The organism is Pseudomonas sp. (assembly GCF_036404235.1).
GTDB lineage: Bacteria > Pseudomonadota > Gammaproteobacteria > Pseudomonadales > Pseudomonadaceae > Aquipseudomonas.
Map to the genome: position 1 here is coordinate 1 of NZ_DASWOT010000009.1, position 5,347 is coordinate 5,347.

At 56.1% G+C, this 5,347-nt stretch carries 4 protein-coding genes, 2 tRNA genes and 1 pseudogene; 2 read left to right on the top strand and 5 right to left on the bottom strand.

From position 1 onward, the window contains the following. Window positions 1–113 precede the first annotated feature (113 nt). Window positions 114–209 (top strand): annotated as a pseudogene (locus VGC62_RS01005) (Fis family transcriptional regulator); the annotation flags it as partial. A gap of 172 nt (window positions 210–381) precedes the next feature. Here the strand turns inward: VGC62_RS01005 and VGC62_RS01010 are convergent. The 4 genes from VGC62_RS01010 to VGC62_RS01025 all read right to left on the bottom strand — a co-directional run bounded on the left by VGC62_RS01010 (window position 382) and on the right by VGC62_RS01025 (window position 3,635). Continuing rightward, window positions 382–468, bottom strand: a tRNA-Leu gene (locus VGC62_RS01010). Window positions 469–814: 346 nt separating this feature from the next. Continuing rightward, window positions 815–888, bottom strand: a tRNA-Cys gene (locus VGC62_RS01015). Between the two features lie 409 nt (window positions 889–1,297). After that, complete coding sequence (locus tag VGC62_RS01020) at window positions 1,298–2,257, bottom strand: 3-hydroxyacyl-CoA dehydrogenase family protein (RefSeq protein ID WP_331185242.1); 960 nt, start codon at window positions 2,255–2,257, stop codon at window positions 1,298–1,300. A 37-nt stretch (window positions 2,258–2,294) separates the two neighbouring features. Then, window positions 2,295–3,635 (bottom strand): MFS transporter, encoded by a 1,341-nt coding sequence (locus VGC62_RS01025; RefSeq protein ID WP_331185243.1) that lies wholly within the window; start codon window positions 3,633–3,635, stop codon window positions 2,295–2,297. 187 nt (window positions 3,636–3,822) lie between these two features. Between VGC62_RS01025 and VGC62_RS01030 the strand changes: the two genes are divergently transcribed. Further along, window positions 3,823–4,452 carry a histidine phosphatase family protein gene (locus VGC62_RS01030; RefSeq protein ID WP_331185244.1) on the top strand — a complete coding sequence of 210 codons (630 nt, stop codon included), beginning with the start codon at window positions 3,823–3,825 and terminating at the stop codon, window positions 4,450–4,452. A 16-nt stretch (window positions 4,453–4,468) separates the two neighbouring features. Here VGC62_RS01030 and VGC62_RS01035 read toward each other — a convergent pair whose 3' ends face one another. Next, window positions 4,469–5,269: a DeoR/GlpR family DNA-binding transcription regulator gene (locus VGC62_RS01035; RefSeq protein ID WP_331185245.1), complete on the bottom strand. Its 801-nt coding sequence runs from the start codon at window positions 5,267–5,269 to the stop codon at window positions 4,469–4,471. Window positions 5,270–5,347: the final 78 nt, after the last annotated feature.

Genomic DNA, 5,347 nt, shown 5'->3' on the forward strand with positions numbered 1-5,347 from the left:
CCTGGCCCAAAAGCTCCCCACTCTTGTCGTTGCTATTAGTCATAAACATAACCGTTTGCCTATCCCTTATCGTAAGGGGGAAACGGTGTCCTGTCTTTCATGGGGCTCGTTCAGGAATGACGTTAGCAACTCTTGCCACCACCGCGAGGGCGCTCGGTCAGAGGGTGGAAGTACGACTCGTACCGGAGCGGGAAGAGGCGCACGCATAACACCTACTCAGAGTCGACCAAACCCATAGATGCGGTTTTTTTGCTCCTGACGCACGCGTGACGAGCAGATGCAAAAAGCCCAGCGCGGGGCTGGGCTGGCCAAACGACATTATTGCGGCAATCTTGAAACGACTCAGGCGCTTGGGATTGCTCCTCAAGCGCCTGATTAAGATGGTGCCCCGAGCCGGAGTCGAACCGGCACATCCTTACGGACGACGGATTTTAAGTCCGGTGTGTCTACCAATTTCACCATCAGGGCGGTAGCACTCTGCTTGGGCGTCACAACTGCTTGATTACAAAGCAGCCTGTGCGACAAGAGGTGGGAATATATACATCCCGTCCCAGCGACGCAAGGGTCATGAGCGGCAAAATGCGACAGAATATAAATCGCGACCACCATTAAAAGCTCATTAAAATCAGTGATCTACAGTGCCTGTCTGGTGTGCGGCCCTGTCAACATCCTGACATGGCTGAACAAATCCAACCAGAATCCTGGGTAAATACTGGTATTTCAGATAGTTGCGGCAACGCTTTCTCTTAAGTAGCGCTTTATCCATCCCCAAAGAAAAAGCCCCGAAGACGTTGATCTTCGGGGCTTTTAATAGTGGAGGCCGAGGTCGGAATCGAACCGGCGTAAGCGGATTTGCAATCCGCGGCATAACCATTTTGCTACTCGGCCTCAAACGACAAATGCCCTGCAACCGCTGCATTGATCGTAGTAAACAGGAGAAGACAGAAACAATACTGTTTAGTCTATCTCTTTGAAAACATTGAGATTTTTATCCTCAAGTGCTTTCGATGGACGGAATTATGTACTTAATCGCCCATGCTGGCAACCCCTTGAATTTAAAAAAAATCTGGGTTGGATGGGTTTCAGATCGGCAGGTTCTCGGCTTTTAATACGGTGGGCACAAGCCATTGCGGGTATTTATGACGCGTTGACTTTGGCATAGCGATGAGCGTAAGCCCGCATAGCCATGCGCGCAATCGAACCGTGATCGACGAGCGGGTATCCCCGCCACGACACGCATTCTCATGAGGTAGCGGGAACACACTGTTCGTGCTCAAGCAGCGTCTCGGTACGTGCTTTAGCTCACCAAACCTGGTGCGGGGCCGAGTTCTGCGCGCAGCTTGCTCAGGGCAACGTAGGCCTTGTCGCGATAGGCAAGCAGTTCGGCGCGTTTTGCAGGATCGATGTCCAGATAGCCATGACCGGCTTTGAGCCCGAAGTTGCCGCTATTCACCAGTTTGTCCAGCGAATCCGGTGCTGCGAAACGTTCGCCGTAAGTACCCGCCAAGGTCTTGTAGGAAGACGCATACACGTCGAGCCCAGCCATGTCGCCAATTGCAAATGGCCCAAACAGCGCCAGACGGAAACCAAACGCATTGCTCACCACCAGATCAACTTGCTCCGGCGTGGCGAGCCCCTCCTCCACAACCAGCACCGCCTCCTTGTACAGCGCGAATTGCAAACGGTTGGCGACAAAACCCGGGGTATCTGCAACACGTGCCGGGACCTTACCGACCGAGCGCATCAGTGCTTCAAGAGTGTCTATATGCACCGCCAACGTGTGTTCGCTGGCGATCAGTTCAACGCTGGGAATGAACGGCGCGGGGTTCATCCAATGAACGCCCAGAAAGCGCTGCGGATGGGTGACGAACTTTGCCAGCTCGCCAATCGGGATCGCCGAGGTGTTGCTGCCAATGATCGTGTCTGCGGCGCATGCGTTGGAAATCCGCCCCAGGACATCACGTTTGATGTCCATTGATTCCGGTACAGCTTCGGTGACGTAGTCGACACCCTCCACCGCTTGCTCTATCGACGCGGCGGCGGTCAGGCCTGCCTCAAGACGCGCATGAGCATCCGCCGGAAACAAGCCGGCCTCGGCAAAGGCCTGCGCCTGTTTGAGTAAGCGCTCGCGGCTCTGGTTGGCGACACTGGCGTCCACATCGCCCAGCACCACTTGTGCGCCACCGAGCACCAGCACCTGGGCAATGCCGCCGCCCATGTAACCTGAACCGATGACCGCTATTTTCTTGATCGTCATGCTACAACTCCCGTTTATCAATTGATGGGTGCGCTGGTCACAGATGTTGATCGCTGCGATCCTTGAGGGTCGAAAGGGCCACCGCGGCAATCACGCCGCCAAGAGCCAGATAAGCTGCCACCGCATAACCGGTGCCGAAACTCACCAGCAGGAACGATGCAATCAGCGGTGCCGGACCACCCGCCACCAACGAAGACATTTGATAGCCGACCCCGGCGCCGGTGTAGCGCACATGGACCGGAAACTGCTCGGAAATCAGTGAGGCCTGGGCGCCATATTGAATGGCATGCGGGACCAGCGAGAGGGTGATGGCGATGAATATCCAGGTCTCGTTGCCCGAATTCAGGACCCAGAAATACGGGAACGCCATTAGGATCAGGACCAGGCAGCCGTAGTAGTACATCTTGCGGCGTCCGACACTGTCGGCCAGGTTGGAAAAGATCGGCAGCAGGATCAAGTCGAGCACCGCTGCCGCCAGGGTCCCCAACAGCACAAAGGTTCGCGAGACACCCGCTGTGCGCGTGGCGTAATCGAGAATGAACGCGGTGAAAATGTAAAACGGCATCTGCTCGGACATGCGCAGGAATGCCACTTTGACGATCTCGCGCCAGTAGTGCTTGAACACAAACTTCAGCGGGCTTTTTTCGATCTGCTGACTTTGCTTCTTGGCCGCAAAGGACGGCGTTTCTTCAATGGTCAGACGTACCAACAATCCAACCACGACCAGAATCCCCGACAACAGAAACGGAATCCTCCAGCCCCACTCAAGGAAATGCTCGCCGGTGAAATAACTCGATCCCATCACTGCGCAGGTGGACAGAATCAGACCGATAGAGGTACCCAGTTGCGGCCAGGCGCCTGCTGCGCCGCGCTTTTTCTGGTCGCCCCACTCCAGCGACATCAACGCCGCCCCGCCCCATTCCCCGCCAACGCCGAAGCCCTGCACCAGCCGCAGGAAAATCAAGATCGCCGGGGCCCATAAACCGATACTTTCATAGGTCGGCAGAAACCCGATCAGGAACGTTGCCAGCCCGGTCATCACCAGCGTCACGATCAGCGTAGTCTTGCGCCCTACCCGGTCACCGAAATGGCCGAACACGGCAGCGCCAACGGGACGAATGGCAAACGCGATGGCGAAGGAGGCAAAAGACAGCATCAATGACACAAGCCGGTCATGCGTGGGAAAAAATAACAACGGGAATACCAAAGCCGCCGTCGCCCCATAGATGTAGTACTCGTACCATTCGATCGTGGTGCCGATCAGGCTGCCTATCGATGCCTTTCGCCGCTGGCGCAGCTGATGGGCGGTAGGCTGTGTTTGCGTATCTGCGCCAGGGCTAGCGCGATCGCCAGCGAAAGTGCCGTCGAGTGTGGACATGAAACCGCCTCCATTATTGTTATTGGAAAGACAGCGCAGGTAGCCGTCCCATATAGGCCGTGGAACCTGCCTGTCTCAATGCACCGTGCGTCTATGTGAATTATTACCATTATTTGTTATTTTTTAACATTGTCAAGGTGAGTACGATAAGATTCATCACATTCCCCCTTTCTGGACTCGAACTCTGATGGACTCGATTGCAAGCACTGCGCGAACGTTTTATCTGATCCGCCATGGCGAAACCGACTGGAACGCCAAACGCCTGTTGCAGGGAAGACGGGACATTGCACTCAACGCGCAGGGCCGCTTACAGGCAGCTCGCTCGGGGCTATGCCTGAGGTGGCTGCTGCCGGTGTCGGCGTCAGTCGATTTTATCGCCAGCCCATTGAGTCGGACCCGCGAGACAATGCAGATCGTGCGCCAGCAGTTGGGCCTGGCGGCCGACGACTACTGCACCGATGATCGTCTGATGGAGATCGATTTCGGTGAATGGGAAGGTCTTGGCTGGCAGCAGATTGCAGAACGCGATCCGCTGCGTTTCAGAGCTCGGCAAGCTGACCCGCTGAACTTTATCCCGCACGGCGGTGAAAACTACCCCCAGGTGTTCGAGCGCGTGGGCAGCCTGCTTGATTCATTGCAACGCGATACGGTGCTGGTGGCACATGCCGGGGTACTGCGCAGTTGCCTGGCGCTGTTGGCCAATGTAGACCCGCATCAGGTGCCTGCAGTTGAAATCCCCCAGGATCGCGTGCTGATGATTCGTCCCGACGGCTTTGCCTGGATGCACCTGACAACCACCCCGGACGGTCGTGACTGAGCGCAAAACGGCCTGCTCAGGCGAGGATCAGTTCCACACCTGACTTGCGAATGCCTGCCGCAGCATCCGCAGTGAGCGCGTCGTCGGAGATAATCGGGTCGAAACGTTCAAGACCGGCAATCCGATACATGCCAAAGGTGCCGTACTTGGAGCTGGTCGCCATCAACACCACTTGCGACGCCGAGTTCATGGCGGCTTTCTTGACTTCGATTTTGGCTTCGGAGGGGGTGGTGATGCCGCGCTGCAAGTCCCATGAACTACTGGAAATGAATGCGATATCTGTCGCCAGATTACGCAAAGTATCGGCTGCCAACGTCCCTATGCTGGCGATGTTGTCGTGATCCAGAACCCCGCCGGTGTGGATCACTTTGACGTGCTTGGCGTCGGCCAGCGCCATCACGATGCTGAAGTCGTTGGTGATCACCGTGATGCCAGTCTGGTTGATGATGTGTGGCACCAGACACAGGGTTGTCGTGCCTGCGTCCAGATAAAGGCTCATTCCGGGCTTGATCAGTCTGGCCGCGCAGACCGCCATCCGTTGCTTCTGATCGGGCTCGACAATCACTCGATTCTGATGGCTGGGCTCGCTGTATAACTGGCTGGCCAAACGCACGCCGCCGGGCACCGAAAACACCAAGCCGTCCTGTTCAAGAACAGCAATATCGCGTCGCACGGTCATGTGCGAACAGTTAAAGATTTTAGTCAGTTCAGTAACGCTGAGCGTCTGCTGGCGTCGCAGCCGACGAATGATCATCTCGCGCCGTTGTGCAGGTGCTATCGGCTGACCGTCCAGCAACGGCAGTGGCTTCTCAATCATGTAAAACTCTCTGGCATGTTGGGCGTGGGCAAAGATTAACAGGCCGTTTAACGTACTGGGCTTATTGTGTGCTCTCTG

What these genes read in the sequence shown, in the direction of transcription:
- VGC62_RS01020 (WP_331185242.1), bottom strand. Translation starts at nt 2,257, where the DNA reads ATGACGATCAAGAAAATAGCGGTCATCGGTTCAGGTTACATGGGCGGC.
- VGC62_RS01025 (WP_331185243.1), bottom strand. Translation starts at nt 3,635, where the DNA reads ATGTCCACACTCGACGGCACTTTCGCTGGCGATCGCGCTAGCCCTGGC.
- VGC62_RS01030 (WP_331185244.1), top strand. Translation starts at nt 3,823, where the DNA reads ATGGACTCGATTGCAAGCACTGCGCGAACGTTTTATCTGATCCGCCAT.
- VGC62_RS01035 (WP_331185245.1), bottom strand. Translation starts at nt 5,269, where the DNA reads ATGATTGAGAAGCCACTGCCGTTGCTGGACGGTCAGCCGATAGCACCT.